Genomic DNA, 26,837 nt, shown 5'->3' on the forward strand with positions numbered 1-26,837 from the left:
TCCTGTTAACCCTGCGATAGCTCACGTAAGAAGCCCATCAGCCCGCGAACGGCGATGCCCGTAGCCTTTTCTTCAGACGTCATGTCGCCGCCGGCAACGTCGAGATGAAGAAGAGGCCTGTCGGATTTCTTTAATCCCGAGAAAACGAAAGCGGCCGCCGTCTGCGCTCCGCGATACTTTTCATGACCGGTGTTGTTGATATCGGCGCCGTCAAGCTTGCTTTTGATGTCTTCGAAATCCTCTTCGACGATATCAAGCGTCTGACAGGGTTCTCCGTGACGTTCGCACGAGGCGGCGAAGCGATCGCGCCACTGCGTATCGGTGGCCATGAGGGCGATGCGTGGTCCGACGGCGCGCGAAGCGGAGCCGGTTAACGTAGCGATCGTGAAAAGCAGATCGGGATTCTCGCGCTCCGCCTGCGTGACGGCGTCGATCAGCGTCAGGCGCCCTTCGGCGTCCGTATGTCGTATCTCGACTTTTTTGCCGCTCGACGTGTTCACGATGGAGTCGGGAATCATCGCGTCGGAATCGATCTTATTCGGAGTGGCCGCCAGATACGCCGTTACCTCGACGTTCGGCAGCTTCAGAGCGGCGATCTCTCGTAAAACGGAAAGCACGGTGGCGCCGCCCGTCATATCGGCCTTCATCGTGTTCATGTAAGGATCGGGCTTCACCTGATAGCCGCCCGTATCGAAGATCACGCTCTTGCCGATCAGGGCGATGCGGTGCCGTACATCGGTCGCCGGCTTATACGTGGCCGTGATCCACTTCGGAGGGTCGGTTGCAAGCGATCCTTTCGCCACTTCGAAGAAGCAGGGCATCTGTTCGCTGATCCATTTCACGTCGTCTTCGATACGAACGGCGATGCCCTGACTTTCAAGCGTACGCGCCTCGTCGACAAGCGTCGTTGTGCGCTTGATGTTCGCCGGCATGTTTACGAGATCCATGGCTGATGCCCGTGCTCGCGCCGTCGCAAGGCCGAAGTCGGGCAGAGAAGCGAGATCGCTTGCGCTTCCGTGAAGCAGAAGTTCGGATAACGCTTTGCCTGGCTCCTTTGCCTCGCGTGAATGATAGCAATAGTCGCCGGCCGCGCAGATAAGCTGCAATCCGACCTGATAGGCCGCAGAACCGTTCGTCGAGCCGGATTCCAATGTCAGGTTCGAACCGGAATCAATCGTCGGCTGCAGCGTGGCGATCATAGCGGGAAGATCTTTACGTTGAATGGAGGCAAAGGCCTTCGCGAAGGCCTTATGCAGCCGGTAAGGGCGGGCCTTGCTCGATTTGCCGAGGCCGACAAAGAGCATGGGATTGGAAAGGGAGGGCGAGCTGAGGTACACCGAAGAGGCGGCCGCTCCATTAAAGCCCTCGCCTTTCAAAAAGGCGGGAAGATCAAGGCCGGTGAGCTGTTGCAGTTCATTCAACTGTGCATTGAGCACGAAAGAGGGTTCGGGCTCGTCCGATTCGGACTGAAAGACGGGCAGCACGGCAAGGGCGCCGGGCTTTGCTTTGAGCAGATCAGAGAAGGAACCGGAGGAGGCGCTGACGGATTGAAGGCGAGTGGGCATGAGACAGTGGTCCATGCCCCCGTCTGACTTCAAGCAAATTCAGGCCTGCTATTTTGAAGCGACGCGAAAGATGCCGTCCCAGGGAACGGGCAGACCTTTCTTGCGATAGTAGATGATCCTTTTTAGGTAGGCGATGACGGCTCGATCGGTCGGCTCGTCATGATACAGCTTCTTGAAAACACGGTAGGCATCGTCCATTCTGCCGGCTGCAAAATGCTGCACGCCCATCTCGAAGGCCTCGCGATTCACCCAGCGCACCTTCGGATCGGTCTCCAGCGTCGACGTCGCCGGTGCATCAAGTGCCTCGTACACATCGACGCCTTCTTCGCGTCCGACGACGCGTACCCGCCCCATATGGCGGAAGCGGTCGCGCGTTCCCATACGATCCACCGTATCTTCGCTGACGAGCACGGTGACGCCGAAGGCCTTGGTCAGCCCTTCGATGCGCGACGATAAATTCACCGTATCGCCGATGACGGTCGTATCCATCCTTTGGTTTTCGCCGATCGTGCCGAGCATGATCTGTCCGGTGTGGATGCCGATGCCGATGCGCACCGGATACTCGCCCGCCTCTTCGCGGCGATCGTTGAAATCTCGCAGACGGCGACATATCTCAAACGCCGCTTCGAGCGCGTCTTCTGGGCGCGCGGGGAAGAGCGCCATGATGCCGTCGCCAATATACTTGTCGATGAAGCCCTGATGTTCGCGCACCGCCGGGCCGATACGTTCGAGGTAACCGTTGATAAAGCGGAACGTACCGTCGGGACCGAGACCTTCCGAAAGCGTCGTGAATTTGCGGATGTCAGAGAATAGAATCGTCATCTCGGCGCCGGACTGTTCGCCGAGAAAGACCTCGGTGATATCTTCTTTGCCGAGGCGATGCAAGAACTCAAATGGCACAAAACGCCGGAACGATTCCAGCAGCCGGCTCATGCGACGGTCGTATTCGAGAATCGTATCGGCCATGTTGTTGAAGTTAGCCGAAAGCACGCCGATTTCGTCGGCCGATTGCACATGTGAGCGCACGCTGAAATCCTTCTGGCCGAACTGAAGTACGATGCGGTTTAATGCAAGGACAGGCCCTGTAAAAAGGCGCCCCAGCCAGATCGATATGGCCGAGGTGATGACGATGGCGAAAATGCCGACAAGAATGGAGGATCGCGTTACCTGACGCAACGCTACCTGCATATTCTCGCTGGAAACGTCGAGACCGAGCACGGCGACGGGACGGCCGCTCACGTCGCGAATCGGCGCGTAACCGGTGAAGCTGTAGATCTGATACGCCTCATCGAAGTAGAATTCATCGTCGACGGCCGCCTTCATCTCGCGAAGGGCCGTGATAGCGGTCGGCATGGTGCTGATATCGTAGGTCGATCCGAAATGAGAGATCTCTTCGACCTCTTCGCCTCGTCCGGCCGCCTCTTTTAATTTGAGCACGTCGGCGTCGGCAAGAAATACGGCCTCGGCTTCGTTAATCGATGGAATCCAGATGTAGGCATAGCGGATCAGCTCAGGCTTTGTATCGCGAATAAAATTCAGTTCTTCGCTCAGTCTTTTATAGTCAGCGCCCTTTTCTATAGAATCAGCATAAGCAAAGGCAGCGTTCGTGCCGGCAGAAGGATCGGTCGTATCTTTGCCGTCGCCGGTCGCTGATCCGGCATTGGGATTCTGCGCGCGAAGCCTGTCTGCAAGTCTCGCCGCAGTCGTCGCATCGATCGTTTTCGCGCTGAGCGTGACGACCTGCAAGAGCCGATCGCGGACCTCGATCGTGAATTCGCGTTCAAGAATGCGATAGGAAACGAAGGCCAGGGTAACGCTGAGAGCGATACTGAGCATGAGAAAGGCGGCCGTAATTTTCAGACGAAGGCTGGAGAGGAATTTCACTTTGATTTCTTCCATAAAGCGAAGGACCACGTTACGAACGGCCCCTTGCGCGTATGCCGAAAACAGCGCCTTACACGGCTCTGTTTACTGCGCAATATGACGGTATCGATGAGAAGAATCCGATCAGTTTGGAAAAACGATGACGCCTTCTTCGAAGCGATGACGGATGGCCTGCACGGCGGCCTCGGTCAGATCGCCGCCGGTGCGGGCATCCTCATACGAAATCTCGACAAGAGTGCGATCCTTCACGAAGTCGGCAAGCTTGAAGCCGGGAAGACCATGTTGCTTGAGCCCCAGAAGTTCGCCCGGTCCGCGAAGCCTCAGATCGACCTCGGCAAGCGCAAAGCCGTCTTCGCTATCGACCAGGGCCTGCAGGCGTTCGCGGGCGGAATCGGTCGTGCTATCCGACATGAGAACGCAGAAGGACTCTTCGCTTCCGCGGCCCACACGTCCGCGAAGCTGATGCAGCTGCGAGATACCGAAGCGATCGGCATGCTCGATAACCATGATCGTCGCGTTGGGCACGTCTACTCCGACCTCGATGACGGTCGTGCTGACGAGGATCTGCACGCGTCCGGCGCGAAACTCGTTCATCACGCGCTCGCGATCAGGCCCTTTCATCTTGCCGTGCAGAAGCTCGACCTTGAATTCAGGAAAGATCGCCGTGCGCAGCTCTTCGCAGGCGTCTGTGGCGGCCCGCAGATCGAGCTTCTCGCTTTCGTCGATGACGGGAAAGACGATGTAGCACTGACGTCCCTTCGAGACATGATTGCGGATGGACTGATACATACCCTTGCGGCGCTCTTCGGTCAGCCACATCGTCTTGATGGGCTTGCGTCCGGCGGGCTTTTCTTTCAATAAAACGGGCTCAAGATCGGCGAAGACGGTTAAACATAGCGATCGCGGAATCGGAGTGGCCGTCATGGCGATCAGATCGGGGTTCTTGCCTTTACGGCGCAGAAGCTCTCGCTGCTCCACTCCGAAGCGATGCTGTTCGTCGATGATGACGAGGCCGAGGCTTTCAAATTCGACGCTCGGTTCGATCAGGCTGTGTGTGCCGATGATGAGGTTGGCGTCGCCTCGCTTGATGCGGTCGATCGTCAGCTCTCGGCTTTTCTTCGTGTCGGCCGCCGTCAGGATCTCCATATGCACGCCCGGAAGCATGCCGGGCAGCGTCGACAGCGTACGAAAGTGCTGTCGTGCGAGAATCTCAGTCGGAGCCATCAGCGCCACCTGACAGTTGTTCTCGATGTAATGCAGGGCGAGCGCGAAGGCCACAAGCGTCTTGCCCGAGCCGACGTCCCCCTGTAAAAGATACGCCGCCATCGAATCGCGCTGGCATCCGGTCACGATCGTCTCGATGGCTTTTTTCTGCGCTGCGGTTAACTCGAACGGCAGGTTGAGGATGAGCTGCTGGAACAGGGCGCTCTTGCCGTAAGGCAGGGGCCAGAGCTCGCGGGTGAAGCGACGGCGCAGCTCCTGTTTGCGATGCATCAGCGCTCCGAAAAGAAAGAGCTCTTCGTATTTCAGATGCCGTATCGCCTCGGCTAACGATTCTTCGGATTCCGGAAAATGAATCTGCTCAAGCGCCCATCGTCGCCCCTGAAATCCGTGCTTCTTGCGGATGGATTCGGGAAAAAGTTCGGGTACGTCGAAAAGCGTCGGCGCTTGAAACGCTGCATCGATGAGACGACGCATTCCGCGGCTGTCGAGCGACGCCTTCTTCAACCGATCGTTACCCGGATAAAGCGGCACGATGCGGCCGGAGTGAATCGCCCCTTCCATATCGGCGGAGTCGAGCGTTTCAAGCTCCGGATGCACCATCTGAAATCCGCCGCCGAATTTCTCAAGGCGACCGGACACGGCGAGATAGGCGTCGGCCTTCAGAGCATAACGGTAGAAGTTCACGCCGTGAAAGAATACAAGCGTCAGCGGATGCCCCTGTAACGTACGCACCTGCGCCATCAGACGCGAACGCTTGCCATGTGCGAGAAAGCTTGACTTTACCTGCACCACAAGCGTCGCCGGACCTTCTTCAAGAAAGACCATCTCGCGCACGGACCGATCAAGATATCGTCGCGGCAGATAATAGAGAAGATCTTCAACGGTGGCGATGGCCTCTTGCAGCAGGGCCTTTTTTTTCGCTTCTCCGACTCCTTTTACAAGATCTACCGGTACTTCAGAGAAGGAGCGGGGCATGACTCAAGAAAGCAACGCAGACTGTGACGTCAAATCTTCGATGAATGCCAGTGGAATTGACAGTTCCGAAAAGTACCGACAGAATTAAGATAGTTTTTGTTTGACCGATGTCGGACCCGGCGCGAGCGTTTCTCGTGCAGAATCCCCATGACAGGCTGTTCAAAAAGATTCTCGGTTCTCAAGCGAATGCGATCGACTTTTTTCAGAACTACCTGCCTCCGGAGGTTCTCGCTCGTATGGACCTGGCCACGCTTCATCCGGAAGAGAAGAGTTATGTCGATGAATCTCTGCGAGAGAGTTACTCAGATCTGCTCTATTCTGTAAGCCTCAAGGACAGTGCCGGTGTAGCACATGACGGTTTTCTCTATCTCTTGATGGAACACAAGAGCACCCCCGACCGGTTCACTGCCTTGCAGCTGCTTCATTACATGACCATGATCTGGAAGAGCGTAGCGGAGCATCCGACTACGGATTCCGGTCACGATTCGCGTCTGCTGCCCATGATCTTGCCGCTGGTTCTTTATCACGGAGAATCCGCCTGGCGTTTCGGATGCGATTTTTCTTCGTTACTCGATCTTCCGGGCGAAGCGTTTCACAAGTATGCCGTGAACTTCGAGTACCATCTGTGGGATCTTTCCGCCATTCCGGACACAGAGATCAAGGGCGTGGTGCTAACGCAAACCTTTCTGCTTATTCTGAAACACGTTCGTGATGCTCGCTTCCATGAGAAGCTACCGGGTATTCTTGATCTTATTGTCTCGCTTTACAACAGCGACAGAACCGGGCTCGAAGACCTACGGGCCCTTCTCATCTATATCTTCAAAGCGGCCGATAGGATTGACAGTCGAGAGGCATTACAGTATATTGAGTCAAGACCTGTTTTGAAGGAGAGGATTATGCCGACCATCGCCGACCTGATTGGACAGGAAGCCAGACTCGATGGCAGAACGGAGGGTAAACTCGAAACCGCTCGCCGAATGCTTGCCGATGGCCTGCCTGTGGAAAAGGTGCTGCAATATACGGGTCTTTCTCTCGACGAGCTGCGCCGGGCCGGAATGCTTCAGGGCGACAAGCCGAAGGACTGAGGCATTACCGATATTCAGCCTCCTCACACCCTTCCGTAGATGATCTGATGGCGATCTGAAACGATCTCGATGCTTAACGGCAGGCCTGCCGCTTTGAGCTGTGCTCCGACTTCATCGGGACGGAAGGCGGCCAGAAGCGAATGATAGAAGTCGTGCTTGAGGATGTCGGCCTCGTTCCCGCTGTGTCTCTCGACGATCTCTCGCGCCTCTTCTTCGGATGCCGGACGCAGAAGATCTGACACGAAGACATAACTTCCCGGAGCGACGGCGCCGGCGATGGTCTTCCAGAAGACGAACGGATCATGGATATGATGCAGAAGCGAGTTCGAGAAGACAAGATCATAGGATTGCGCCGGCATATCCTGAATCGTCGTGCACGACCACTGCACGGGAAGCGGCGCCCCTCCGCCCATGGCGATCTGCGCGAAGAAGCGTCGTGCCGCTTCGATCATGCGCGGCGATCCGTCCACGGCATGCAGCGCCGCCGCCGGAAAAAGGCGATGCAGGCGGTAGGTCATGTCGCCCGATCCGCAACCAAGATCGAGGATACGTTCAATCTTCTGCCCGGCCGGCAGATGCTTCTTTAAATGAACGAGCAGCGAGTTGTGCGCCTCAGCAAAGTCGGCGTCGGCATAGGCCTGCACCTGATCTTCGTCGTTCATCAACTCGGGTTCGGGCGTGCGAGCAAGCATGGAGTAGCTCTACGTCAGGCTTGCAGGCAGGCAAGCGATTTCAGGGGAGGGGGGGCGGGGCAGCAGTGTGCAAAGCTAAGCATGTGTTCTTGAAGGATTCAGGATTTGATTTAAAGGTGTTCTCGATAGCATGCTTTGCCAGTATTTCGAGCTTGGGCGCGGACAGTCCGATAAAGATTTCGCAGCAGTTGTAGAAATGGAGTCGAGATTCGATACTATGCTGAGCCAGAGTAGCATTTATCTGGATTGAGGTCATCCTAAATTCATCTTCCGGAATCGAAGCAAGAAAACTGTGAGTTTCTTGAGCAGATTTCTCAAATCCAAAATTCAGGAAGAATGTAAAGGAATACCAGATTGGGTTCTCCAGCAATGTCTCCCTCAGCACACGCTCGAAATAATGTCGGCACAGAACGGTGTTCTTGTTCGTGATAATGTAAGAAAGGCTATTTCTTGTGTCTTGGTCTATTTCGCCCGATAGAATTTCATATATTCGATTGATGTGGGATTCGGATTCAACGAGGTGTTGATTTAAGGATAAGTACAGGCATGCTCGTTTCTTCATCTCGAACGTTCCAGACTGAATGTCGTTCAAATATGATTCTATTCGTCGATATTCATGTTCTTCAATATAGGCAGCGAATTTTTTCTCTATAAGAGCGTCGACAGAATCCTGGATATTCGCAATTTCTTTGGCAGCCTTTTGGGCAGGGCGGATTGCGAAAAAGTAAGCAATCAACGGGATGATAATGCTCGCCAAACCCAGAAGAATAGCCAACCCGTTGAAGAACAGTGCCATTTGAGAAATGGTCTTTTCCTGTGAGTCAATGACTGAAAGAAGTAACTTCTCATATGGATGATTACTCGTCTGCCCGTCACCCATTTCTTGCGGCATAATGATTGGCTTTTTAGGCTCGGTATCCTTTGCTGGCTGTGTTTGGGCCATGGATAGTGGAAGCAAAAAGAAAATCAAAGAGGCTAAGACTCGCATTCAATATATCCTTAGAGGTTCTATTAATTGTTGCACACTAGCCCAGTAGCCGGGCTCTATACGAAGACAGCTGCCCGGCACCCTCTACTCCTTGATGATAACCTCTATACCGTGCTGTTTGCATTGCCTGGTATAGTTCGCCAAGTCCTTCGGCTTGGCTCCGGCGTTGACGAGGAATAGAATCAAGCTTTCATTATAAGTCCGCCTGTAATCGAAAAGTTGAGCGACCATCTGCCGCAATTCTGGCATCTTCCACGGGGTCTTTACTTCCACGCCGACTCCAAGGACTTCAAAATCAATACGGCCTCCGGTAACAGGAACCTGTCGACTGACATTCAATCGGCCGAAGCGGGCAACCAGAGCCTGATCAAGTTCATCCTCGATAATACGTGAGGAAATTTCGTAAGCCTGGACCCTGTAATCTTTGAGGAACGCGAATACCTCGCTAAACTGACGGGGTTTTTCAGAGTCCGTTTGCTTTACGGGAGGTATCGCTTCGACCGGTTTCTCATGGTGAGCATTGCGGCCTTCTTTTTCTTTTAAAGCCGAGATGATGCTGGCAACTGTGTTAGATTTCAGGAAACTGGGTCGAATGGAAAGTAGCTCGCAGACTTCGGCGAGTTCATCCTTATCGAACATTTCCAGAATTTCCTGAAGCCGATATTGCTTTGATCGCACTATGCGGTCTATTATATCTGCTTTTGTCCCGGAAGCTCGCGTGCCGAGACGTCTTGCGATGCTCTGGAGGCCATACTTGGTGAAACCACTCAGCAGTGTGAGTTCGATGCCCGTTAAGTCAGAGCGCATCATGCTCTGAATCATTTCTTCTTTGCCACCCCTTAAGGTAATGTCGAGACTTTCACCCAGCCTGCGCAGGTCGGCGCGATCAAAGAATTGCTCAAGAAAATCACTCAACTCAATCATTGGCCTTTCCCTGCTCTCAAATGCGGCATCAGGCAGCCCAATCAGGACGGCCTGCGATGACTATACGCGAAGGCCAGGGGTTGCCGCAAGTATTTTTCTAAGAGCCTGATGAGTAGAGTGCGCAGCGACGTTCTGTCGAGAGCTACGATTCGGGTAAACGGTCTACCGCTTCGCCGCTAAGAATAGAATGAAGAGAGAAGGATTTCACATAATACAGAATCCGAGCCTTCTCATTTATTGCCTTCGTATAGAAGCTCCAGCACCTCGGCAATCCTTTGCTTTGAAGACTTTCCGGAGGCTACGCCTATTACGAGCTCATAGAGCGTTCCTGCAGGATCCAGTATCTCTATTGCATTCATCTCCAGGAAAACCAGACCACTCGCAAGGGCTGTTCTCTTGTTCCCGTCAAGGAATGGATGGTTCTGACAGATATGGAAAATATATGCCGCTCCCATGAGCCATATACTGTCATGCAAATACACGTCCTGATACGTAGCTCGTGGTTGCTCGATGGCCGAGGTGAGTGCACCTTCGTCCCTTATTCCCGATGCCCCACCATAGCGCGTAATCTGGTCCAGGTGTATCTCGATTACATCTTCGAGATTCAGAAAATCTATATATTGCATCCTATTCCGCAAGCTTCTGAAGAGTCTTTGAATGATTTTTGTTCACTTTTTTTAAAGCCGCTGAGACGGACTTTTTCCTCTCCACCGTGTCTGGGCGTACCGGTACAATCATTAAGGAGCGACCATCTGTGCTGAGTTCCAGTGTCGTGTCCATATCGATCTTGAGAAGGTCGAGGATCGGTTTATCTATTACAAGCGCGGCGCTATTACCGTGCCGTGTCAGCTTCTTTTGCATCGGCCAATGGTAATACAAAGGTGATACATTGTCAATACGATAAACTGGAAAAGGGAGCAGGGCAATAGGTGGAGGCCTATGCAAAGCGAAGCCAACAGGATTCACAGCTGTGACATAATAATATGCTTACATTGACTCCCGATCCTTATGCGAAATTTTATTAACATGGCGTATTATGGCGCCGTCGACGGCATGCAGAGCGGCCGCGGGAAAAAGGCGATGCCGATGGAGTAGCTCTACGTCAGGCTTGCTCGCAGGCAAGCGATTTCAGGGGAGTGGTGGGCGGGAGTTTTTACTGTTGTGACTTCCGCGAATTCTGGCTGGCCTTCCATGAGCGGTAATCTTTCGGAATATCAAGTTTCTTGAGCTGCTTCCAGGCATGCAAAGCCTTTGCTCTCGTTGCTCCGGGTTCGTTTGCGGAAAAATCCGAAAGGAAGTTGATGTAGCGACCAACGGCAATCTTCTCAAACTCCGTATCGATTTCATTCAGATGAACAAACTGCTTAACCAGGTCACCGTAGGTGATTTTTCTTCCCGCTGTGATCTGTTCATCCCGCCATCGGTTCAGGCGATACCAGACGCCTGTTTTTATTTTAAGTTTCGGAGCCAGCTTGCCGGCCTCAGACTTGATGAAGTCCTTTGTCTGTCGGTTACTCGTGTAATGAATGATCGGCAGAGAAGCTTTCAGACCGAGGTCGAGGTCTTTGCGGCCTGTTTTCAAGATGTTCTTTCGAGCTGCGGATTTGATTTTGCCCGTTCTGATATAATGCTGGATCAGCTGTTCAAGCTCATCTTTACGTAGCCGGCTACTGTTCGGGATTCCGATTTCTTTAGCGAAGGCCTTGATCTCGGTGGCATACCAGTATCCGTTGATGAATTCCTGTTCTGTAATGCCTTTACGCAAGGCGGCTTTTCCGAACATGATGCTTCTCATAGACGGGACCGCTCAGATGTCAACGGAAGTGTAACCAGAAGGCGGCTTCTCATTCCAGTGGTTACGACTGCCTGCGTTCATCACTTAAGGGCCTATAACAAGAAGGCAACAGGCTAAATGGTGCGCAACATAATCATATTATGTTCGCATTCAAGCCCCCGATCTGTATGTGAACTTAATTATAATATGTCGCGCAGGGACCCCGGCAAAACTCACGAACTGTTAAGCCGCATCAGGAAACAACCCTCGCACTCCGCCTGTTCCGTAGTCCGCCCTGTCCTTCGCTTAACGAGGCCCCTCAATATCGAGCGCATGGATCACCCTCTGGATCAGCTCTTCAGGCCTTGAAGAGAGAAAGCCTTCGGGAATCTCAAATTTAACCGAAAGGCGCTTATGGCTTTCGAAGCCATAAGATCCGATAAAGGGTCGGATGCCGGCCGAAAGAGCGGCATTATAATCGCCGTGTTCATCGCCGCATGCGTAGGCCCTTGCCGGATTCACCCTGTAGTCTTTTACGATCTCCTGAAAATGCGGGCCCTTCTTTTCTTTGAGCGGAATACAGCGAATGAAATCAAGCTCATGAATATCGAGATCATGCCGGGCAAAGAGGCGACCGAGAGTGACCTCGGGTTCGTGCGTGATGTTGCGCGTAACAAGTCCGACGCGAAGGTCGTCCGTTTTTATGAGCGAGCGGATAAACCCGGCCATGCCAGGGAAAAGCGAGGCCTCTTCGCGGTAGACCTCGGTAAGCGAGAGAAGAAGATCACTGCGGCGCACCTTGCGCATCTGACGCGCAAGATTACGGGGAAACTCCTTGATGCCGCCCAGGTATTTGAAGAGATTCCGTCGCTGCTGAAATCGCTCCAGATCGCCGATGGACATCCCGTGCCTGACGAAGACCCGTTCGATGGCGGCAAAGGAGTCGATGGTCGTACCATCGGCGTCAAGGATGATAAGTTTGTCGTTGGAGGCGTACATCTGTTTCTTAGAGTCTATACAACGATTGTGTTACGGTTTGATGACAGAACAAGTAAAAAGCAAATCAAGGGGATTGAAGTGCTGTCTGACGGAGAGGGCTACAAGAATCTTAGAACCTGTATAATGTGCCTTGTAGATTATTCAGTAGGCCCTGGTTTCCTTGAGCATTTCTTCCAGCTTATTCAGGACAGCCGCAGCGGAAGCCGTTGATGGCGTCATAAGATAGACGGTCTCAGAAATGGGACTATTGTTCCTTCGGAATTTTATCTGCACGGTTGGGATTTTTATAGTTCCGCGATAAACAATGCCAGAGGTGATTTTGAGGTTTGAATTCACTATTTCCGAAAAGAGAGGGCTTTGTTCGCTGCCGACTGCAACAATCTGAAGGTCTCCCACGTCGCTGATCATGAGTTTGATCGGTAAAAAATAGCACATTCGCTTGTCGGAATCTTGTGTTCGAAACTTGCCAGTAGCGAGAACAGCGTATGCTTGATCAATAGAGGGGGCTGCCGCCAGGGGGCTCGGCTGAAAAAAGATGTGCTTCTTCAGGGAGGAAAACAGGACAAGTGCCGCCAGGGTTAACAGGGAGTATCCAATGAACGAATTGGTCGATTCGCTGTATCCGGTTTTCATTCCGGTTAATAGTGGGAAGCTGAAAAGGACCGGTACTGTTATCAGCCAGAAATTAAGCGAGACTCTACGGAATCGAATCTTTGACGAATAATAAAAAATCGTCGATACAAATCCAAAGAAGAAGTAGTAGACTCTCATAGCCATCTCTCTTATGCGAAGTATACAGTCAGGATTTTGAGGTTGGATTCCAGTTGCGAGCATTGTTTTTGAGATGATAGAGGCATTTCTCACGATCGTGTGCTGCGGTGGTGTATGGCGATCAGCAAAAGGCGGTTTGAGAATCATAGCCCTTTGTGCGCGACTATTTCTCCATCTCTTCCTTCAACTTCTGCACCAGTGCGGCGGTCGCATCCTGAAGCGTCGGCTTTTGAGATCCAAAGGAAACGACCTGTCTGTGCCCGGCGTCTGATAGCTCGCCGATGACGTAGTAGTCGGCGATGATATTGGAATGTTCGAGCTTGAAGATACGCACATCCTTTGAGTTCGGTCCGTAGTGCACGATGAATTTGTAATAGTTCGTGATCTTCGGCTCCTCATCGCCGAGTTCTTCGGGCATGAAATACTCGCATGATAGAATGATGAAGCCGGGTGTGTAAGTGACCATGCGCGCCCAGGTTCTCAGTCGAATGGGCATGCCGGCGTCCAGAAACTCTTCTTTATAGTGAGCAGTCCAGACCGTCAGGATCTGATTCCGAACGGCCTCAGCCTCTTCGTATCGCTTCTGCCCATTCAGCGCCTGATCAAGGCAAACGTAAAACTCGATTTGCTCTGGATACTGCTCTATGGCGAGCCTGGCCGCCTTCTCTGCCTCGGAATACTTGCGATCGGCTAACGTTTCATAAAGCGCCTGTAGAGTGGCCTCTTCGCCTGCTTTTGATTCAGGCACGGCGGGGGCCGGTTCCGCTGAAAGCGGAAGAGCTGCCGAAAAAAGAACGAGCATAAGGCCGGCGGTGAGTAATCTCGGTTTCATATCTGAATTTAGACGGCGATTCCTATATTTGTTTTTATTTTTTCACTGGAGCGCCGCGCAGCTGTTTATGGGCGGGCAGTCTATCGCTTTACCGGAATTTCACTCTCGATTTGCCATGATTCGGTCGTGCAGTCGAAACGATAGATATAGTGATCCACAAAGGTCTGAATTTCAGACTCCTGTGGTTCTACGGCGATCTTCAGATCGGCGCAGCTTTGAAGGGTGCGGATGCCGGTCTTAGTTGAGGCCATTGCCCTTAATGGCTCTACTCTGGCAAATGAGGTTGTTCGATTTAAAAGCAGCGTGAATTCCTGCCAGCAGCAGGCGCCGAATTCAACGAGTATATCCTGACGCCCGTCGCCGTTGGCATCGAGGACCGTAAACGAGCAGGCTTGTTGCTCCAGAGGCTGAGGCACGCTGGACGCAAGATTGTAGATCGAGATATCTGAATCGCAGCTTACCTGGTCAACATTCGGATCTAAGTATTCCATGTGAACATGGAATATAAGGAAATCCTCAATCCTCTGTATATCAAGCAGCCGCCTCACTGATTGCAACGTTACATTCCTGGTGGCATCCGCTTTTATCTGTGTGAGTAGATGAGTATAGGCTATCAGGGCTCTGTCTTGATGAGAGCCGACATCGGGCATGATGTAGCCGGCAAAGGCGTAGCCACTTGTGTCGCCAAACTCTACATGCGCCCAGTGCGACTTAATCCCTTCAACGGAAATGGCAACGGCGCTTGCTGCTGATGGTTTCCCGTAACGTACACGAGTTCCGTATGGCATTCTGGCGATAACGGGCGCCTTCAGGTCGGGCTCTGCGCGAAGCATCAAACCGCTCTGTGCGGCTATGTAGCCAGCCTGCATCGTTTCGGCAGAAAGCATGGAAATCGACGAAATCACGGTAAGAAACGAGAGCATTATCAGGATGAACGATCGCATAACTCTGTATTCCATCATGGTCTTATCCCTGCATTTATCACGGCATAGTATCATCGGCAATCAGTTTTTCCTCCGACGACCGGGCAGCTGCCGGGCCGTCGAAGGGAAACAGGGCACTGACCTACAGAAAGAAAATCACCGTTACAAGTGCAAAGACCGGAATCAGCACCAGACCCGAATAGAGCATGTATCCGAAGAACGACGGCATCTTAACGCCCTGCGATTCGGCAATCGAGCGCACCATGAAGTTCGGACCGTTGCCTATATACGTATTCGCTCCCATGAACACAGCGCCTGCCGAGATGGCCATGAGGATCTCGCGGGTAACGTTGCCTCCGTCGTGTAAAACGAAGCCGAGGTTATTTGGAAGCGCCAGGGCCTTACCGAGCGAAAGAAGCGTGAGATACGTCGGAGCGTTATCCAGGAATGAGCTCAGAAGTCCGGTCGCCCAGAAGAATTGCGCCGGCTCGCGGATGCCAAGCTCCGCTCCGCGCGCTTCGAGAATAACAAGCGCCGGAATCATGGTAGCGAAGATGCCGGCGAAAAGAAAGGCCACTTCTTTGATCGGTCCGAACGTGAAGCCGTTTTCCTGCCTGATGGAGCTTGCAAGCGGAGTAATGAAGAGCGAGAGCATCGCAAGCAGGGCCATGGCAGTCTCTTGAGGTCCGAAATGCGGCCACCATGAGAAACGCGTGCTTAAAAAGCCCTGCATGTAAATACTGAAGACGACTCCGGCAAGAAGAATGAAATTCAGACGTCCGCTGAAGCGAAGCGGTTCTTTCGTTGCCGGCATCTCTTCGACGAGGATGCGCTCCAGTTCGCTTGAGGCGAAGGCCAGCTTCTCGCGAAGCCTCTGCAAAAGATCGATGCGCACCTTGCGACGCTCGATCATCTCATCGAGATCCAGATCATGCAGGGCCACATCGAGCTCCACCTTGACGTTCTGCAGCGACTGAGCGGGCGATGAGCCGTTAACGCTGTTCAGATGCAGCCCTTCTTTACGGAACATACGCACGTCATATAGATAGAAGATGCCAAGTACGATGCCGGCAGTAAACGCCCAGTGTGGAAATAGATTCAGTGTCCATTCAAAAGGAACGCCCTGCAAGTAGCCGAGAAAGAGCGGCGGATCGCCGAGCGGCGTCAGGATGCCGCCGATATTCGAGACCAGAAAGATAAAAAAGACGACGATATGCGCCTTCTTCTGTCGGTTACGGTTCGCTCGCAGCAGAGGCCGGATCAGAAGCATGGAGGCGCCGGTCGTTCCGATGAGCGAGGCGAGAAGCGATCCTGTAAATAGAAACATGGCGTTCTGAGTGGGCGATCCGCTGAGCGTGCCGCCGATGTGGATGCCGCCCGAGATGATATAAAGCGAGGCGAGCAGCAGAATGAACGAGACGTATTCCAGCGCCTTTTCCAGGGTCAGATGCCGGATCTCGGGCCCGAGAAAGAAGACGAGCGGAACGAGCATGGGAAGAGCAAAAACGAAAAGCGAGATCCACCAGAGGTTATGCTCCCAGAAGTGAGCGTTGATGAGGGGGACGATCGCTATACTGAGTAAAATCAGGGCGAAGGGAATCACCCAGAGAAGGGAGAGGTGCGGTATTTCTTTTGTTACCGCCGCCGACGTATTGAGTATCAGCATGGCCAGGCGTGGAACCGGCCATCCGGCCGTAAAGAAAATCCTTCGCTTGCATTACAGATGCCGTGGAAAAAGAAGGAACAGTCCTATGATCCGCACGAACAACATCAGCCTGGCCTATGGTGGCCGAAAACTTTTTCAAGACGTAACCGTTTCCTTTAACCCCGGCAACTGCTACGGACTGATCGGCGCAAACGGCGCCGGCAAGTCCACGTTTATGAAAATCCTTGCCGGCGAGATCCAGGCCGATTCGGGCGAGGTCATCGTCGGTAAGAACGAGCGCGTCGCCATGCTGCGCCAGGATCAGTTCGCCTTCGACGACTACACCGTACTGGATACCGTCATCGTCGGCCACCGTCATCTTTATGACGTCATGAAAGAGCGCGAGGCCATCTACGCGAAAGAGTCGATGACCGACGAAGAGGGCATGCGCGTCGGCGAGCTCGAAGAGGAGTTTGCCGAGATGAACGGCTACGAGGCCGAAACGGAGGCCGCTTCGCTTCTGGAAAAACTGGGCATCGGCGACGACATGCTCTATACCGAGATGAAAAACCTCGAAGCGGGCCTGAAGATCCGGGTTCTGCTTGCACAGGCGCTTTTCGGTAATCCCGACGTCCTGCTGCTTGACGAGCCCACGAACAACCTCGATCTGAAAACGACGGCATGGCTTGAGAACTTTCTCAGCAACTTCGAGAACACCGTCGTCGTTATCTCGCACGACCGCCATTTCTTGAACAGCGTCTGTACTCATATCGCCGATCTCGATTTCGGCAAAATCCAGGTGTATACGGGTAACTACGATTTCTGGTATCATGCCAGCCAGCTCGCCGCGCAACAGCGCAAGACGGCCGAGAAAAAGGCGCAGGAGAAGATCGCCGAGCTACAGGCCTTTATTCAGCGTTTCTCGGCGCATAAGGCGAAGTCGAAGCAGGCGAGCTCGCGACGCAAGCTCATCGACAAGCTGACGCCTGAAGAGATGCCGCAGTCTTCGCGTAAAACCCCCTACATCCATTTCAAGGCCGAGCGCAAGTGCGGAGATCAGATCCTCGAAACCGAAGATCTGACGGTCGCGGTCGACGGCGAGAACGTCATCGAGAAGTTCAGCTTTCGCGTGAATCACGGCGAACGCATCGCTCTACTCGGCAAGAGCGTTACCCGTACGGCCTTCTTTCAGACGATCGTCGAAGAGATCAAGCCCGTGTCGGGCAGCTTCCGCTGGGGGCAGACGATTAAATACGCCTACCTGCCCGCCGACAACGAGTCGTATTTCACCGAGAATAAGAGCATCCTCGACTGGCTGCGCGAGGTGGCCGGTCGTGACGATACGCAGGAGCTGCGCGGATTCCTCGGTCGCATGCTTTTCTCAGGCGAAGAGGTGAATAAAAAGGTCGGAGTGCTTTCAGGAGGAGAGCGTCAGCGCTGCGTGCTTTCGCGTATCATGATGACCGGAGCGAACGTGCTGCTGCTTGACGAGCCTACGAACCACCTTGACCTTGAATCGATTCAGGCGCTGAACGACGGCGTGCTCGATTTCCCCGAGGTCGTCATCTTCACGTCGCATGACCACGAGTTCGTCTCAACGGTCGCCAATCGCATCATCGAATTCACGCCGGGCGGCGTTATCGATCGCTCGATGAGCTTCGACGAATACATGGACGATACGAACGTGCAGGAGCTGCGCGATAAACTCTACAAAGGACACGTGGAGCTGCAACTCTGAGTATGTCTGACTTTCGAGAAAACGACCGACGCCGCATCGAAGCCGAGATGTTCGACAGCCTCGACGAAGAGCTTGAGATCGAGCTCGACGACGAGCAGTACGAGCAGCTGCTTGATCCCGATCATCCTTCGCATAAGGATCGAGATTCGCTTGATCGCCGTTTCTATTTCAAAGAGCTTTTTCGGCTTCAGGGAGAGCTTGTTAAGCTACAGGACTGGGTCGTTCATAAGAAGCTGAAGGTCGTCGTGATATTCGAGGGAAGGGATGCAGCCGGTAAAGGAGGCGTGATCAAACGCGTCACGCAGCGCCTGAACCCTCGCGTCTGTCGCGTGGCGGCGCTGCCTGCTCCGAGCGAGCGCGAGAAGACACAGTGGTATTTTCAGAGGTATGTCTCGCATCTTCCGGCCGGCGGTGAGATCGTTCTTTTCGACCGCAGCTGGTACAATCGCGCCGGTGTGGAGCGCGTCATGGGATTCTGCACCGACGACGAATACGAAGAATTTTTTCGCAGCGTTCCCGAGTTCGAGAAGATGCTCGTGCGATCGGGCATCATCCTGATTAAATACTGGTTTTCGATTTCAGACGACGAGCAGTACTTCCGCTTTATGATGCGTATCAAAGATCCGCTGAAGCAATGGAAGCTTTCGCCCATGGACCTTGAATCGCGCCGCCTGTGGGAGCATTATACAAAGGCCAAAGAAACGATGCTCGAACGCACGCATATACCAGAAGCTCCCTGGTGGATCGTCGGAGCCGATGATAAGAAGAGAGCTCGCTTGAATTGCATCCGTCATCTTCTTTCGCAGGTGCATTACGAAGAGGTGGATCGAGATCCGATCATTCTTCCCGAGCGAGTGTATAACCCCGACTATATTCGCGGGCCCGTTCCGAAAGAGATGTATGTTCCGGACGTTTATTGACGCTCAATAAAATTTATTGACCTGCATCGACCGACGCCGTTATTGTTTCGGCGAATCCGCCCTGATGAAATGAGGTTCGTATGGACGAATTTTCGATGACGACGCCGGCCCTGTTCTTCTCGGCCATTTCGCTTCTCATGCTTGCCTATACCAACCGCTTCCTGGCACTGGCGCAGGTCGTGCGAGCCCTTCATGCACAGTATCGTGAGAACCTGAGCGAAACGATTTACGGAGAGATCCGCAATCTCAGGCTGCGTCTGCATCTGATCCGGGCGATGCAGGTGACGGGCATATCGAGTCTGCTTCTCTGTGTGCTCTGCATGTTTCTCATCTATATCGGGCAGCGAAGCATCGCCGAGATCGTCTTTGGCCTGGCCAACCTTCTTTTGATCGTCTCGCTTGCCATCTCGGTCGGTGAGATTCAGATCTCGGTACGAGCGCTTGACCTGCATCTTGCCGACGTCGAAGATCTGCACCGTAAAGCGCGGCAGTAAGCAGCCTCGCCCTGACGGAGCGCCCACTGTCGTGCCCCGAAAATTTTTTTGAGCCTCTTCTTGCGAAAAAGTACTCTCTTTTTCAGTCGGATGGGTCTTTCTAACGATATGGTATTCTCTTTTCCCGAAAAAGCCGATGCGAACGGCTACGATGCCCTTGTTGCGGCGGCCCTTCGCGGCGACGAACGTGCCGCGGCGCAACTGGTGCAGAGCGTGCAGCGGCCATCTCTTCGCTATGCAGCGGCGATTCTGAAAAGCGACGAGCTGGCACATGACGCCGTTCAGGAGGCCTTTATCGAGGCCTTCACGAAACTCTATCAGCTGCGTACGCCCGCCGCCTTTCCGGCATGGTTTCGCCGCATCGTTTTCAAGCAGTGCGATCGCATCCGGCGCAAGAGGAGCGAGCAGGCGGATAACGAAACCGAGGCGACCAACGACGACGATCCGCAGAAGCAGTTCTTGCGCACGGAGCTGCAGGAGCGTTTTTATCAGGAGCTGAGGCGTCTGCCCGAGAAAGAGCGCCGGCTTGCCGAGCTTCACTTCATCGAGCGTGCGCGACATCGCCGTATCGCCGACGAGCTCGGCTGGTCGGAACATACGGTAAAGAATCGCCTGCGCACGGTGCGACGCCGTTTGCAGACGGTGATGCTTCCGTTTCTGGAGTCGAAGGCGCAGATTTGGACGGCGCTGCGTCTGGCCGCCTGAGCCTGACGTCTGTTTCTCGTACACCGGATTACGTTGCCGCGGGTCTTTCCGTTATGTCAGAACAGGAAAATCCCGATCCATCTCCATCTGCGCTTCAGGCCATGCAGATGGCCGAACGCTTTCTTGATGCGCGTCAGATCTTCTTATGGGGGCAGGTTGATGACCAATCGGCCCGTCATGTGATCGAGCGCCTGCTCTATCTTGATGCAAAAGAACGCGGCAAAGAGATCACGCTTATTATCAACAGCCCCGGCGGCATGAACACGGCCGGCTTCGCCATCTATGACGTGATGCAGGGCATCGAGTCGCCCGTGAGCACGCTCTGCTTCGGCCTCGCCGCGAGTTTTGGAGCGCTTCTTCTTCTTTCAGGGCAAAGGGGGCGTCGATTTGCCGCGCCGCATGCGCGTATCATGCTTCATCAGCCGTGGGTGCAGGGGCGCATCGAAGGCCCGGCCACCGATCTACGCATTCACGCCAACGAGATCATGAAGCAGCGCAAGCTGATCGAGCAGATCATTGCCGATCGTTGCAGTCGCGATCTGAGCTCGGTCGAGAAAGAGACGGATCGCGATCGCTGGTTTACCGCCGACGAGGCCGTGGACTTCGGTCTCATCGACGGCGTAAGGGTGGAGCTTCCGTCGCCCGTTCTTATGCGTTAACCAGACTTCGAATAACTATTGGGAGCGGCCCGGCTTCTTTTTGATGAAGTCGGGTAGGCGTTCTTTTAGAAGAAGCAATACCCATATGCCAATGGCGGCAAGCGTTCCGAAAAAGAGAAGCATGGCGGATAGGGCAACCGTCCAGATCACGGAATCCTTCACGATGTGATAGATGCGACGGGTGGAGAAGCCCTCTTTTTCGCGAAGCGAGAACTGCACCGTGCAGAATTCGTTCTCGGCGTTGAATTGACCGATGCTCAGATTCGCGTCCTGGAGTTGCTCGTCGATCTCAAGCAGCCGGTTTTCGAGCTTCAGAAACTCGTCCATGCTTCCGCCTTTCGCTTTGAGAGCGGCTAACGAGGCCCGCGTTTTTTCCAGCGAGGCTCGCCTCTCAAGCAGCGTCAGATATTCGCTGGTCTTGTCAGTTTTCTGGATGGAAATGCCGGTAGAGTCGGCGATGGCCTGTAGCTTCTCGACCGTTGTATCAAAGGCCTCGGGCGGAACACCGGCCGACAGATAATAGACGCGACGGCCGCGCAGGCCTTCGAGGCTTTCAAACTGGATCACGCCTTTTTCTTCTGCGATGAGTTGATAAAGACGCTGCCGATCCTCGTCGAAGGTCGAAGTGGCCGAAGAGAGCCGTGCAATCTTCTCGTATTTCTCTGATGCGCCGGAAGGTCCGCTGTCCATCTGCACATCCTTTTTATAGGAGGCGTAGTTCTTGCGACTGCCTTCGAAGATGCCAGTATCAACGGCAGCAGTAACGATTCCGTCAGACGTTACAGATCGATAGAAGAGTTGAATTACAAATAGCCAGCCCATGGCGAGCATACCGTAAAGGGCCAGGCGTTTCCACAAACCTTGATCCGTTTTCATTGATTTCTCCAGAAGGGATGGCTTCTATTCGTTAACATTCAAAACAGCGACAGGACATTCGGCCTGAAGCACGATATTCTCGACTCTCGAACCGAGGAAGAGTCGTGTCGGCCCGGATCGCACGCTTGTTCCCATGAGAATCAGATCGATCTGATTCGCCTGTGCATAACGCAGTACCTCCCGGTCATAGGCGCGGGCGAAGACGACCTCATGCTCGGCCTTCGTTTCGAAGATCTCTCCCATAGCGGCGATCTCTTCAACGATGTCACGCTGTATCTGTTCGAGTCGCGTCATGCGAAAAGGGTTCGCAAAAATTCCCGATAGCCCGCGCCGCTGTTCTTCGATGACGTTTAGAATAATAACGACGGTATCTTTATCGGCAAGCTGAAAGGCAAGTTGCGCGGCGTTGCGTGAAGGCGCCGAACCGTTTACCGGAACGAGGATACGACGGGGCGACCATTGCCAGTTCACGGCTCCTTTACTTACGACAAGCGTCGGGCAGGGAGACTGTCGCACGATCGTATCGATGATCGGATTAAATAGCCCGCCGCCGCGCAGATCGTTGTCGCGCGGAGCACCGAGCATCAGAAGATCGCATCCGGCCCGGGCCTCATCCAGAATAATCGCAGCGGGCTCCTTTCCGGGAACGGCGCGCAGGATCATCTTTTCTACGTGAAAGAGCGGCCGTATCTTTTTCAGATAATCAAGGCCCTGCTGTTTTTCTGCGGCCTTGTAGGGAATATTCAAGAGTTCAATCTGCAGGCGGTTAGTCGAACCGAGCAGATTGAGGATGCCCGCTTCGATAATGCGAGAAGAAGCGCCTTCGGGATCGATACGCACCGGAAGCAGTACACGGTTGAGCGAATGAATCGGGCTGTCGGCAAGTATGGCCTCCTGCTTCAGTCGTCGCTCTTCGTCGGCGTCGGGCGGAATGCGCTGCACGACCCAGCGCAGCATCGGAGGGGCGATCAGCGAGGTGACGATGGCCATGATGACGATGATCGAAAAGAGATCCTGTGAGAGGATGCCGAGCGAAAGGCCGATCGTCGCAATCAATATCTCCATCGCTCCACGGGCGTTGAGTCCGGCGCCGAAGCTGAGCGCCGTCAGATGATTCTGTCGCCCGATCAGGCGGGCGCCGAGATACGTCCCGAGTATCTTGCCCGCCGTGGCGATTACGATGACGATGACGGTCAGCACGGCCATCTCGGCGTCGAGCAGGAAGGCGAGGTTAACCTTCAGGCCTGCGACGGCGAAGAAGATCGGACTGAAAACGCTGAACGAGATCACCTGTAGCGTTTCGTGCGCCTGTTTCGGAATGCCCCCTCCGCGAGCGAGTACGATTCCGGCCACAAAAGCGCCGAGAACGGGTTCGAGACCGAGAGCCTGCGTGATCGCGCTTAACGTAAACATCGTAAGCACGATCACGGTAAACAGCGCGCCGGGAATAATCGCATGTCTTTGCACAAGGCTGAGAGCATGACTGACGGCGTAGCTGCCGACGGTGAAGCTGAAGGCGATAAAGAGCAGCACTTTTGAAACGATCCAGGCCACATCGCCCACACCGAGACCGTTCCCGCCGGCCAGGCCGATGACGACGGAAAGAAGAATCCATCCGACTGTGTCGTCGCTCATGCCGGCGGCGATCATCGTCTGCCCGAGGTTGCGTCGCATCAGTTTCATTTCCATGAGAACGCGCGCCAGAACGGGAATGGCAGAGATCGACATAGCTGTTGCGAGAAAAAGCGACGTGATCAGGCGGTTCTCTTTTCCCGAGAGCAGCGGTTCGGGCAGAAGCTGCCCCAGTGTATAACCACTGACAAAGGTTACGACGATGCCGCCGAACGAGACCCCGAGAGCGGTGCGGGCATGCCTGCGTATGAGCGCAAGATCCATCTCAAGGCCGGTTATCAATAGAAGAAAGAGAGCGCCGAGCAGGCTGATCGTCTCAAGCAGGTATCCCTGTACGGCCTCGGTAGGAACGATGATGCCATAGAGCCCTGGAAAAAGCGCCGCCGCGAAGGACGGACCGAGCAGGATGCCGGCAAGGATCTCGCCGATCACGCCCGGTTGTTTGAAGCGAGAAACGAGTTCGGAAAGCCCGCGGGCCGCGGCAAGCAGCACGACGATCTGAACAAGCAGCATCAGAACATCGTCATGTGAGGCGGCTCGGAATATTTGCATCAAGGACTCCGGGAATAAATTCGGGAGAATCTCCGGAGGTTACTAAACGGATAAAAAGCTATTCCGTCAATTCCAAATCCGATCGCCCGGCTTCTCTCGCGCAAGCAGGATCGTATCGCGCAAAAAGCGTCGGTAACGGATCACCGTCTCGCTTTTCGTCTGCGGTGGCGGATTAAAGATATTCTTCGGGTCAAGCATTCGCGAGGGTTTCTCGCGAAGCTCCGTCCACGTGCCGACTTCGAGCGTCAGCGGAAGAAATCGAGATTTCAGCTTCGACGCCTCGGGCCGCACCTGATACTGATTGTAAAGACGATCCCACAGGTCGCCGTGCGTCGTATAACTCTCGCTCTGCGGACCGTAGCGAAAACGGTCGTGGCCCGAATAGACGCGAAGACGATCGGCCAGCTTCTGAAAAAGCGGGGCGTCGATGCAAGGATCATGAGTGCCCGCGTAAGGCCACCAGACGTGATCGACGGAGCCGAAGCCGGAGTGCAGATCGACGACGGGAATCAGCGAGTTCTTCACCTCGAAGAAGGATTCGATCACCCATCTGGTTAACGCTCTGGATTCGGGTTCGAGTCCCTGTCCGCGAAAGTAGGGCAGATTGCGCGAGATGCGATGTCCTCCAAAAAAAGGCAGCGGGTCGACGGCTTCTACTCCGGAGTTACGCATCAGATCGACTCCGCCCGGATTCGACCTTCGCTTCAGGGCGACGCCGCCGGGATTGATAACGGGAATGCAGTGCAATCCGATCTTGCCTTTGCGGATGTCGGGCACGAAGTCCTCGTTAACGATCGATTCGATGAAATCGAGCAGGATCTGAATGCCGATGATCTCGAGGCCATGCACGCCGGCGACCAGCCCCGCCGGATGCTTACGCAGAGCGGAGGGATTACCGATTTCAAGCGCATGGATCGGGAAGCGAAAGCCCTCTTTCGTCTTGCGCGAGAAACCGATCTGCTTGAGGCGCACAAGGCCCTTGCCTTTTTTCACGACATCAAGCATCCGCTTTTCGTAGCGGTTCAATCGACGCAGTCCACGCAGCATAGGACCAGCGCCGCATCGGCGGCAGAGTCAGCAAGGGCTTTCGGTCGGGCAAGTATGACAATTGCGTGGCGGCTCAGAAGACGGAGCGGACACTTTTCGGTTTTCGCTTCGCCGATAGTAGTAGCTCCACATCTTTCAATATCGAAAGGCTGTTAATTTCGAGCAGCAGCCATTTCCCGTCGGTATACGTCGGGGCCGCGTCATAGGCGCTTTGCGTCGGTTTGGAGAGGTTCGGTTGCAGAGCGTCTACCTTCTCTCTTTCTGATTTTCCGAAGACGATCACCAACAGAAAGCGATTCTTCTCGGGAACGAACGTGCAGAACGATTTGCTTTTCTTGTAACGCAACGACCATCCATGTTTTTTTCCGCCGTAAAGCCACTCAGGGTTAAAGACATCGGGATAATGCTCATCGATCCATTGACCGAGGCGCTGCCAATAGCTGTAGGCCTGCTTTCCAAGCCATGCGCTGACGATGGCCTCGCTTGGCGGCTCGGGGTTTAACAGGCGAGAAGGGGATTCAGAGGTCTCCTCTGTCATGGATTCATTGCGGACGCAGACAGGGATACTGAAACTCCCCCCTATCCTGGAAAGGCCAGGGAATGGGGCTACATAGAAAAAAATAGCCATATTCATATTCGTGAGTGAATGCAGATTTCAGGCTGCCACGTTCAAAATAAAGTTCTGTCGCATCTCGGCCCGTAGGAACCATGATCGGCACAGGAATAAAAACCGCCAGGAGGATGATGCCTGTCCAGCGCAGTTCACTATTGTCGTTATATACCCAGGTTTCGGTATTGGCCGTAAAGGTCTTCTTGTCTGGTTGCCCCCAGAGCTGCTCCACTTCAGCCGGCGTATAACTACGCATCTCTTCGTAATACTTCAATGATCTGCGATTTTGAGCGAGGTTCGCGTGCTCTATTCTGTAGGTCGAACGGCCATGCGCAATAAAGCCGATACAGCTGGAGAGGGTCATCAGTAGGGTCAGAGTAGCAATTCGTTTCATAAGAGCCTCTCACGGTTACTGTCATAATGACCGGGCTTTTTATTCTATTGTTGCCTTTGTTGCCTGTCAATGAGAATATTGTATTTTTTGTCGGCGGAACGATGGATTACGGATCGCAGCGAGGTGCTTATTATGAGATTGAGTTACCAGCTGATTCTCCCGTTTCCTGCGAAAACCGCCGGATCAGATTTTCACAAGCCGGTGTTCCATATTCGCGAGCCCAGGCCTCCTCTCTCTCGAACTCCGGTTGAAGCCTCTTGAGCGCGTTACTATCCCACAGATGGTGAGTATGGCCCGGCGGAAGGTAATCCGTCAGTGAATCAATACCGACGAATACGATTATGTCCGGATCACGCTCCTGTATGCCGAGATCGAATCGAAGCGAGCAAATCTTGATCGTGCCCTCAAGAAATGTTAATCTTCCATCAAGCATATCATGGCACGTCTGCACCAGGCGCTTTCGCGCAAGAGCCTGCGCCTCGTGCGGAGGTAGGTCTGATTTAAGGGGCATAGTGCTCTCTTATAATACGGGCGTTCATGTCTTCCGTTCTGGGATACTCTTTTACTCATGAAGTCTCTGTAGCGATTCGCTCTTCTGTCAATAGAAAACCTTTGTCATTTGGATTATGAATCGCTGACCCGATCCTGGCTCAGTCTCATATATTGCGATACTCGTGTTTCAGTGCCGCACGTGCTACTGGAGTAATTGCTCTGCGCCGTGATCCCCTTGCGCTTACAGTACTCTGATTGCAGCCATATCGCAAGGGTTTTCGATCCCTTGCTTGAGTTGCATGATCTACAGCAAAGGGCAATGTTCTCGATTGTAATGATCGTCGCATCATTAAGGATATGCTCCCAGGAAGGGCGTCTTCCCTTCACCGGGTTCTCGTAAGAGAGAGTAATGCCGCAGTAGATGCACTCTCGGTCTC

Annotated in this window: 26 protein-coding genes; 6 read left to right on the forward strand and 20 right to left on the reverse strand. The window is 53.8% G+C overall.

Translation table 11 applies throughout. From position 1 onward, the window contains the following. Positions 1–5: 5 nt before the first annotated feature. The 3 genes from LEPIL_RS22560 to recG all read right to left on the reverse strand — a co-directional run bounded on the left by LEPIL_RS22560 (position 6) and on the right by recG (position 5,648). Positions 6–1,565, reverse strand: coding sequence for a M17 family metallopeptidase (locus LEPIL_RS22560; RefSeq protein ID WP_002774693.1), 1,560 nt, complete (start codon positions 1,563–1,565; stop codon positions 6–8). 48 nt (positions 1,566–1,613) lie between these two features. Continuing rightward, positions 1,614–3,464 carry an adenylate/guanylate cyclase domain-containing protein gene (locus tag LEPIL_RS22565; protein WP_002774694.1) on the reverse strand — a complete coding sequence of 617 codons (1,851 nt, stop codon included), beginning with the start codon at positions 3,462–3,464 and terminating at the stop codon, positions 1,614–1,616. Positions 3,465–3,572: 108 nt separating this feature from the next. Next, a complete protein-coding gene (gene recG, locus LEPIL_RS18020) occupies positions 3,573–5,648 on the reverse strand; it encodes an ATP-dependent DNA helicase RecG (protein WP_002774695.1) in 2,076 nt (691 codons plus the stop codon). A 134-nt stretch (positions 5,649–5,782) separates the two neighbouring features. Between recG and LEPIL_RS18025 the strand changes: the two genes are divergently transcribed. Further along, positions 5,783–6,733, forward strand: coding sequence for an Rpn family recombination-promoting nuclease/putative transposase (locus LEPIL_RS18025; RefSeq protein WP_157135111.1), 951 nt, complete (start codon positions 5,783–5,785; stop codon positions 6,731–6,733). 23 nt (positions 6,734–6,756) lie between these two features. On the opposite strand, the gene LEPIL_RS18030 is transcribed toward LEPIL_RS18025, so the two are convergent. From LEPIL_RS18030 to LEPIL_RS18080, 11 genes are all read right to left on the reverse strand, one after another. Next, on the reverse strand, positions 6,757–7,425 hold the full coding sequence (locus LEPIL_RS18030; RefSeq protein WP_002774700.1) for a class I SAM-dependent methyltransferase: 669 nt from the start codon (positions 7,423–7,425) through the stop codon (positions 6,757–6,759). 40 nt (positions 7,426–7,465) lie between these two features. Then, positions 7,466–8,368, reverse strand: a complete 903-nt coding sequence (locus LEPIL_RS18035) for a preprotein translocase subunit YajC (protein ID WP_143464641.1) — start codon at positions 8,366–8,368, stop codon at positions 7,466–7,468. A 129-nt stretch (positions 8,369–8,497) separates the two neighbouring features. Further along, positions 8,498–9,337 carry a hypothetical protein gene (locus LEPIL_RS18040; RefSeq protein WP_002774704.1) on the reverse strand — a complete coding sequence of 280 codons (840 nt, stop codon included), beginning with the start codon at positions 9,335–9,337 and terminating at the stop codon, positions 8,498–8,500. A 230-nt stretch (positions 9,338–9,567) separates the two neighbouring features. Beyond that, entirely contained in the window at positions 9,568–9,963 is a 396-nt protein-coding gene (locus tag LEPIL_RS18045) for a type II toxin-antitoxin system death-on-curing family toxin (RefSeq protein ID WP_002774705.1), read from the reverse strand. A gap of 1 nt (position 9,964) precedes the next feature. Continuing rightward, positions 9,965–10,198: an AbrB/MazE/SpoVT family DNA-binding domain-containing protein gene (locus LEPIL_RS18050; protein WP_002774710.1), complete on the reverse strand. Its 234-nt coding sequence runs from the start codon at positions 10,196–10,198 to the stop codon at positions 9,965–9,967. 292 nt (positions 10,199–10,490) lie between these two features. Continuing rightward, positions 10,491–11,120 (reverse strand): SAP domain-containing protein, encoded by a 630-nt coding sequence (locus LEPIL_RS18055; protein ID WP_002774711.1) that lies wholly within the window; start codon positions 11,118–11,120, stop codon positions 10,491–10,493. Positions 11,121–11,417: 297 nt separating this feature from the next. After that, positions 11,418–12,110, reverse strand: a complete 693-nt coding sequence (locus LEPIL_RS18060) for an HAD family hydrolase (protein WP_002774712.1) — start codon at positions 12,108–12,110, stop codon at positions 11,418–11,420. Positions 12,111–12,251: 141 nt separating this feature from the next. Further along, positions 12,252–12,881: a hypothetical protein gene (locus LEPIL_RS18065; protein WP_002774713.1), complete on the reverse strand. Its 630-nt coding sequence runs from the start codon at positions 12,879–12,881 to the stop codon at positions 12,252–12,254. Between the two features lie 163 nt (positions 12,882–13,044). After that, positions 13,045–13,713 carry a hypothetical protein gene (locus LEPIL_RS18070; protein ID WP_002774714.1) on the reverse strand — a complete coding sequence of 223 codons (669 nt, stop codon included), beginning with the start codon at positions 13,711–13,713 and terminating at the stop codon, positions 13,045–13,047. Between the two features lie 80 nt (positions 13,714–13,793). Further along, positions 13,794–14,657 carry an SH3 domain-containing protein gene (locus LEPIL_RS18075; protein WP_157135112.1) on the reverse strand — a complete coding sequence of 288 codons (864 nt, stop codon included), beginning with the start codon at positions 14,655–14,657 and terminating at the stop codon, positions 13,794–13,796. A gap of 121 nt (positions 14,658–14,778) precedes the next feature. Beyond that, positions 14,779–16,302 carry a sodium:proton antiporter gene (locus tag LEPIL_RS18080; protein ID WP_002774716.1) on the reverse strand — a complete coding sequence of 508 codons (1,524 nt, stop codon included), beginning with the start codon at positions 16,300–16,302 and terminating at the stop codon, positions 14,779–14,781. 85 nt (positions 16,303–16,387) lie between these two features. Between LEPIL_RS18080 and LEPIL_RS18085 the strand changes: the two genes are divergently transcribed. From LEPIL_RS18085 to LEPIL_RS18105, 5 genes are all read left to right on the forward strand, one after another. Continuing rightward, complete coding sequence (locus tag LEPIL_RS18085; RefSeq protein ID WP_002774717.1) at positions 16,388–18,019, forward strand: ABC-F family ATP-binding cassette domain-containing protein; 1,632 nt, start codon at positions 16,388–16,390, stop codon at positions 18,017–18,019. A gap of 2 nt (positions 18,020–18,021) precedes the next feature. Next, on the forward strand, positions 18,022–18,939 hold the full coding sequence (ppk2, locus tag LEPIL_RS18090; protein ID WP_002774720.1) for a polyphosphate kinase 2: 918 nt from the start codon (positions 18,022–18,024) through the stop codon (positions 18,937–18,939). An 80-nt stretch (positions 18,940–19,019) separates the two neighbouring features. Next, the gene (locus LEPIL_RS18095) at positions 19,020–19,433 is read left to right on the forward strand and encodes a DUF2721 domain-containing protein (RefSeq protein WP_002774721.1); all 414 of its coding nucleotides are present in this window, start codon (positions 19,020–19,022) and stop codon (positions 19,431–19,433) included. A 90-nt stretch (positions 19,434–19,523) separates the two neighbouring features. Further along, positions 19,524–20,138: an RNA polymerase sigma factor gene (locus tag LEPIL_RS18100; RefSeq protein ID WP_002774722.1), complete on the forward strand. Its 615-nt coding sequence runs from the start codon at positions 19,524–19,526 to the stop codon at positions 20,136–20,138. 53 nt (positions 20,139–20,191) lie between these two features. After that, positions 20,192–20,797, forward strand: coding sequence for a ClpP family protease (locus LEPIL_RS18105; protein WP_002774724.1), 606 nt, complete (start codon positions 20,192–20,194; stop codon positions 20,795–20,797). A gap of 15 nt (positions 20,798–20,812) precedes the next feature. Here LEPIL_RS18105 and LEPIL_RS18110 read toward each other — a convergent pair whose 3' ends face one another. The 6 genes from LEPIL_RS18110 to LEPIL_RS18135 all read right to left on the reverse strand — a co-directional run bounded on the left by LEPIL_RS18110 (position 20,813) and on the right by LEPIL_RS18135 (position 26,419). After that, positions 20,813–21,673, reverse strand: coding sequence for a DUF4349 domain-containing protein (locus LEPIL_RS18110; protein ID WP_002774726.1), 861 nt, complete (start codon positions 21,671–21,673; stop codon positions 20,813–20,815). Positions 21,674–21,697: 24 nt separating this feature from the next. Beyond that, entirely contained in the window at positions 21,698–23,857 is a 2,160-nt protein-coding gene (locus LEPIL_RS18115) for a cation:proton antiporter domain-containing protein (protein ID WP_002774728.1), read from the reverse strand. 66 nt (positions 23,858–23,923) lie between these two features. Next, a complete protein-coding gene (locus tag LEPIL_RS18120; RefSeq protein ID WP_002774730.1) occupies positions 23,924–24,904 on the reverse strand; it encodes a M14 family zinc carboxypeptidase in 981 nt (326 codons plus the stop codon). Between the two features lie 73 nt (positions 24,905–24,977). After that, the gene (locus LEPIL_RS18125) at positions 24,978–25,442 is read right to left on the reverse strand and encodes a DUF3788 domain-containing protein (RefSeq protein ID WP_002774737.1); all 465 of its coding nucleotides are present in this window, start codon (positions 25,440–25,442) and stop codon (positions 24,978–24,980) included. 4 nt (positions 25,443–25,446) lie between these two features. After that, on the reverse strand, positions 25,447–25,908 hold the full coding sequence (locus LEPIL_RS18130) for a hypothetical protein (RefSeq protein ID WP_002774738.1): 462 nt from the start codon (positions 25,906–25,908) through the stop codon (positions 25,447–25,449). A 130-nt stretch (positions 25,909–26,038) separates the two neighbouring features. Next, on the reverse strand, positions 26,039–26,419 hold the full coding sequence (locus LEPIL_RS18135; protein ID WP_002774739.1) for a hypothetical protein: 381 nt from the start codon (positions 26,417–26,419) through the stop codon (positions 26,039–26,041). Positions 26,420–26,837: the final 418 nt, after the last annotated feature.

The sequence above is a fragment of the Leptonema illini DSM 21528 genome (assembly GCF_000243335.1).
Taxonomy (GTDB): domain Bacteria; phylum Spirochaetota; class Leptospiria; order Leptospirales; family Leptonemataceae; genus Leptonema; species Leptonema illini.

Excerpts from the sequence above, each read along its gene's own strand:
- LEPIL_RS22560 (WP_002774693.1), bottom strand. The coding sequence starts at position 1,565 with ATGCCCACTCGCCTTCAATCCGTCAGCGCCTCCTCCGGTTCCTTCTCT.
- LEPIL_RS22565 (WP_002774694.1), bottom strand. The coding sequence starts at position 3,464 with ATGGAAGAAATCAAAGTGAAATTCCTCTCCAGCCTTCGTCTGAAAATT.
- recG (WP_002774695.1), bottom strand. The coding sequence starts at position 5,648 with ATGCCCCGCTCCTTCTCTGAAGTACCGGTAGATCTTGTAAAAGGAGTC.
- LEPIL_RS18030 (WP_002774700.1), bottom strand. The coding sequence starts at position 7,425 with ATGCTTGCTCGCACGCCCGAACCCGAGTTGATGAACGACGAAGATCAG.
- LEPIL_RS18035 (WP_143464641.1), bottom strand. The coding sequence starts at position 8,368 with ATGGCCCAAACACAGCCAGCAAAGGATACCGAGCCTAAAAAGCCAATC.
- LEPIL_RS18040 (WP_002774704.1), bottom strand. The coding sequence starts at position 9,337 with ATGATTGAGTTGAGTGATTTTCTTGAGCAATTCTTTGATCGCGCCGAC.
- LEPIL_RS18045 (WP_002774705.1), bottom strand. The coding sequence starts at position 9,963 with ATGCAATATATAGATTTTCTGAATCTCGAAGATGTAATCGAGATACAC.
- LEPIL_RS18050 (WP_002774710.1), bottom strand. The coding sequence starts at position 10,198 with ATGCAAAAGAAGCTGACACGGCACGGTAATAGCGCCGCGCTTGTAATA.
- LEPIL_RS18055 (WP_002774711.1), bottom strand. The coding sequence starts at position 11,120 with ATGTTCGGAAAAGCCGCCTTGCGTAAAGGCATTACAGAACAGGAATTC.
- LEPIL_RS18060 (WP_002774712.1), bottom strand. The coding sequence starts at position 12,110 with ATGTACGCCTCCAACGACAAACTTATCATCCTTGACGCCGATGGTACG.
- LEPIL_RS18065 (WP_002774713.1), bottom strand. The coding sequence starts at position 12,881 with ATGAGAGTCTACTACTTCTTCTTTGGATTTGTATCGACGATTTTTTAT.
- LEPIL_RS18070 (WP_002774714.1), bottom strand. The coding sequence starts at position 13,713 with ATGAAACCGAGATTACTCACCGCCGGCCTTATGCTCGTTCTTTTTTCG.
- LEPIL_RS18075 (WP_157135112.1), bottom strand. The coding sequence starts at position 14,657 with ATGCGATCGTTCATCCTGATAATGCTCTCGTTTCTTACCGTGATTTCG.
- LEPIL_RS18080 (WP_002774716.1), bottom strand. The coding sequence starts at position 16,302 with ATGCTGATACTCAATACGTCGGCGGCGGTAACAAAAGAAATACCGCAC.
- LEPIL_RS18085 (WP_002774717.1), top strand. The coding sequence starts at position 16,388 with ATGATCCGCACGAACAACATCAGCCTGGCCTATGGTGGCCGAAAACTT.
- ppk2 (WP_002774720.1), top strand. The coding sequence starts at position 18,022 with ATGTCTGACTTTCGAGAAAACGACCGACGCCGCATCGAAGCCGAGATG.
- LEPIL_RS18095 (WP_002774721.1), top strand. The coding sequence starts at position 19,020 with ATGGACGAATTTTCGATGACGACGCCGGCCCTGTTCTTCTCGGCCATT.
- LEPIL_RS18100 (WP_002774722.1), top strand. The coding sequence starts at position 19,524 with ATGGGTCTTTCTAACGATATGGTATTCTCTTTTCCCGAAAAAGCCGAT.
- LEPIL_RS18105 (WP_002774724.1), top strand. The coding sequence starts at position 20,192 with ATGTCAGAACAGGAAAATCCCGATCCATCTCCATCTGCGCTTCAGGCC.
- LEPIL_RS18110 (WP_002774726.1), bottom strand. The coding sequence starts at position 21,673 with ATGAAAACGGATCAAGGTTTGTGGAAACGCCTGGCCCTTTACGGTATG.
- LEPIL_RS18115 (WP_002774728.1), bottom strand. The coding sequence starts at position 23,857 with ATGCAAATATTCCGAGCCGCCTCACATGACGATGTTCTGATGCTGCTT.
- LEPIL_RS18120 (WP_002774730.1), bottom strand. The coding sequence starts at position 24,904 with ATGCTGCGTGGACTGCGTCGATTGAACCGCTACGAAAAGCGGATGCTT.
- LEPIL_RS18125 (WP_002774737.1), bottom strand. The coding sequence starts at position 25,442 with ATGACAGAGGAGACCTCTGAATCCCCTTCTCGCCTGTTAAACCCCGAG.
- LEPIL_RS18130 (WP_002774738.1), bottom strand. The coding sequence starts at position 25,908 with ATGAAACGAATTGCTACTCTGACCCTACTGATGACCCTCTCCAGCTGT.
- LEPIL_RS18135 (WP_002774739.1), bottom strand. The coding sequence starts at position 26,419 with ATGCCCCTTAAATCAGACCTACCTCCGCACGAGGCGCAGGCTCTTGCG.